Here is a 2,818-nt window from a genome sequence, read left to right on the forward strand (position 1 = left end):
CCCCTGCCCACCGCGCCCCTGCCCACCGCGCCCCTGCCCACCGCGCCCCTGCTCGCCCGGCTCAGCCGGCTCGACGCGGTGCTGGCCGACCCGGACGCCCATGCCCGCCCGTCTCGCCCACCGGATCGTCCGCAATCGCGGCGCAAGGGCGGCAGGCAGCGTCGCCCGCCTCGGCCCCATCCGCCCGCGCAGCCTGATGCCCGGCCGGGCCAGCCGCCCGCCGGGCAGGCCGGCGCATTCGGCCATCACCTATGTCTGCTGGGGCGCCGACGCCGCGATGGATGGCGCGTGGCAGCCCGGTCAGGCCACCACCTGAACTTTTTTTTGCATCCAGATGTGAACCGTTTTCGCGCGGCTGCGTATATAAAAGCATGCGTACCCCTGCGCATTGCATGGAGAGTCACATATGCCCCTCAAGACCAATCTGTTGATCACGGCGGCCATTGCCGCGTCCCTGTCGCTCGCGGCCTGCGAAGATGCAGCCGACAAGTCGGACTATGATGCCGCCCCGGCTGCCAAGGTCGAAATGCCGACCGAAGCGGCAACACCGCCTGCTGAACCCATGATGGAAGAGGCCGCTGTCGAAACCGGCACGATCGTCGCCGTCGCCGCTGGCAATGACGCCCTGTCCACACTGGTCGCTGCCGTCACGGCGGCTGACCTTGTCGACACGCTGAACAGCGACGGTCCGTTCACGGTGTTCGCGCCGCCGAACGACGCATTTGCCAAACTGCCAGAAGGCACAGTGGAAACACTGCTGCTGCCAGAGAACAAGGCCACATTGGCTGGCATTCTCACCTATCACGTAGTCGCAGGAGAAGTGATGGCGGCTGACCTTGTCCAGGCCATCACCGACAATGGCGGCACGTACACCATTCCGACCGTCAATGGCGCCAACCTGACCGCGGCCATCGTCGACGGCAAGGTAGTCCTGACCGATGCAGCCGGTGGAACGGCCACCGTGATCGCGACCGATATAGACGCATCAAATGGTGTGGTTCACCTGATCGATACTGTCGTCATGCCGGGCTAAGTCCCCAATTCCGGCATGATTTGTGGCCCCGCATCCCTCCCGGTGCGGGGTCATTTTTTCGCGGCCCTTGCTCCGGCGGGTTCGGCTGATACTGTCCCGGCCACACCAGATTGCTGAGGGTTGATATGATGCGCGGATTATTGCTGGCACTGTGCCTGGCACTCGTTGCCGTACCGGGATTGGCTGACGAAAAGGCTGACAAGGCCAAGGAAAAGCCACAAATCCCGGAGGCTCAGGCCTTCTCCTCCGACCATTCCCTCAAGCTGAATGGCCAGACCATCAAGTACAAGACCGTCGCCAGCGAGACCTACCTGCGCGACAACAAAGACGAGCCCACCGCCTCGATCTTCTCGGTCGCCTATGTCCGCGACGGCGTCTCCGATGCGCGCCAGCGCCCCGTCACTTTCGTGTTCAATGGCGGGCCGGGTTCGGCCTCGCTCTGGCTGCACATGGGCGCCTTCGGCCCGAAACAGGTGATCACCCCGTCCGATGCCAGAGGCGTCGGCGCCCCGCCCTACACGATCCGAGACAACCAGAACTCCCTGCTCGACGTGACAGACATGGTCTTCATCGATCCCGTCGGCACCGGCTATTCCCGCCCCCTCGGCAACAATGACGGCAAGGAATTCTACGGCGTCAATGAAGACGCCGAGAGCATCGCCGAATTCATCCGCATCTGGATCACCGAGAATGGCCGCTGGAACAGCCCGAAATACCTCGCTGGCGAAAGCTATGGCACCACTCGCGCCGCGGCCTTGACCGAAAAACTGCAGGGCGGCTGGAACGGGATCGGTCTCAACGGCGTGATCCTGATTTCCGCCATCCTCGATTTCCAGACCGGCGAATTCGCGCCGGGCAACGACACCGCGCACATTTCCTACTTCCCGTCCGAAGCCGCCATCGCCTGGTATCACGGCAAGGTCGACACGGCGAAATGGAACGGTGACTTCGACGCCTTCGTCAACGCGGCGCGCACCTATGCCATCGACACGCTGGCTCCGGCCTTGATCCGCGGCAACACGCTCGGCGCCACGCAGGAAGCCGTCATCGCCAATGAGATGAGCGCCTATCTCGGCGTCTCGGCAGAATGGATCCGGCAGGCGAAACTGCGCGTCGACCCGACCCGCTTCCGCAAGGAATTGCTGCGCCGTGAAGGCTATTCCATCGGCAGGTTCGATGGCCGCTACAAGGGCGTCGACAGCGAGGGGACCGCCGACTCGCCGGAGAATGATCCGTCAGGCTACGGAATGGACGTCGCTTATGTCACCGCCATCAACGACTACCTGACCCGCGAACTGAAGATCGACTTCACCCGCCCCTACAAGGTGCTGACCGGCGAGCCCGGTTCGAACTGGAACTGGAGCACGAATGACAGTGGCTGGCCGGAATATGTCAACGTCACGCCATGGCTCGGCAAGGGCATGCGCGAGAACCCGCAGATGAAGGTCATGCTGGCGTCGGGATGGTACGATCTTGCGACGCCCTTTTTCGGGGCCGAGATGGCGCTGTTCAAGAACGGCGTCGTGCTCGACCGGGTCGAGTTCGACTACTATGACGCCGGCCACATGATGTACCTGTCAGAACCCGAAGGCGCGAAATTGTCGAACGACGTACGCGCCTTCATCAGGTCCGGCCAATAGGCGTTAGACCTTGCGCACGATCGCAATGGTCATGCGCGCGCCTTCGACGATGACAGATTCGCCGGCAAGGATGGGGATCATCCGGTCGGCAGCTTCTGCGCCCCAGACCGAGTCGCCAACCTTGATCTGGCCGTTGCCGCCGGAG

The 2,818-nt window shown here is 63.3% G+C and carries 2 protein-coding genes and 1 pseudogene; all 3 read left to right on the forward strand.

The features are described from left to right. Window positions 1–316, forward strand: a pseudogene (locus tag ACESNB_RS17080) (hypothetical protein); the annotation flags it as partial. A 90-nt stretch (window positions 317–406) separates the two neighbouring features. Further along, window positions 407–1,033 carry a fasciclin domain-containing protein gene (locus ACESNB_RS17085; RefSeq protein WP_373009533.1) on the forward strand — a complete coding sequence of 209 codons (627 nt, stop codon included), beginning with the start codon at window positions 407–409 and terminating at the stop codon, window positions 1,031–1,033. A 125-nt stretch (window positions 1,034–1,158) separates the two neighbouring features. Continuing rightward, on the forward strand, window positions 1,159–2,673 hold the full coding sequence (locus ACESNB_RS17090) for a S10 family peptidase (protein ID WP_373009535.1): 1,515 nt from the start codon (window positions 1,159–1,161) through the stop codon (window positions 2,671–2,673). Window positions 2,674–2,818 lie beyond the last annotated feature (145 nt).

Source organism: Hyphomonas sp., assembly GCF_041689225.1.
Classification (GTDB): domain Bacteria; phylum Pseudomonadota; class Alphaproteobacteria; order Caulobacterales; family Hyphomonadaceae; genus Hyphomonas.

Coding starts and splice junctions, on each gene's coding strand:
- ACESNB_RS17090 (WP_373009535.1), top strand. CDS start 1,159: ATGATGCGCGGATTATTGCTGGCACTGTGCCTGGCACTCGTTGCCGTA.
- ACESNB_RS17085 (WP_373009533.1), top strand. CDS start 407: ATGCCCCTCAAGACCAATCTGTTGATCACGGCGGCCATTGCCGCGTCC.